1 pseudogene is annotated in these 511 nt (G+C 38.0%); it reads left to right on the top strand.

Annotated elements, in window-relative coordinates:
* Positions 1 to 78 precede the first annotated feature (78 nt).
* Positions 79 to 511 (top strand): annotated as a pseudogene (locus CWC11_RS20005) (IS3 family transposase); the annotation flags it as partial.

Raw genomic sequence — 511 nt, 5'->3', positions numbered from 1 at the left:
TTTCATAAAATAAGTCCTAAATGTGTAAACACATTTCAGGACAAGACATAACACTAAACGCAAAAGCCCGAACTCCTGATGAAAACCACTAAAACTAAAGACGTTAAGCGTACTCAGCGAGATTATACATTAGGCTTTAAATTATCTATTGTTGAGCAAGTAGAAAAAGGCGACTTCACTTATAAACAAGCGCAAAGTCATTACGGCATTCAAGGTCGTAGTACCGTTCTGGTATGGCTGCGAAAACATGGTAAATTAGATTGGTCTAAACCAACTTATATAGCCAACATGCCTAAATCGAAAGAAACTCCAGCTCAAAAAATTAAACGTTTAGAGCGCGAGATAGAAGAGTTACGCCTAAAGGATTTAATCAAAGATGAAATGATTAATATAATGGATGAAGAATACGGAGCAGGCTTGCGAAAAAAGTACATATCCGAGCTATCACGCGCGCAAAAGAAAACCAGCAAGTAAAGCTTACTTCGTTGTGCCGTGCATATGGCATAACACG

The organism is Pseudoalteromonas sp. S3178, from assembly GCF_005886985.1.
GTDB lineage: Bacteria > Pseudomonadota > Gammaproteobacteria > Enterobacterales > Alteromonadaceae > Pseudoalteromonas > Pseudoalteromonas carrageenovora.
The sequence above is the reverse complement of the archived record's forward strand: the minus strand, read 5'-3'. Positions and strand labels throughout refer to the sequence as shown.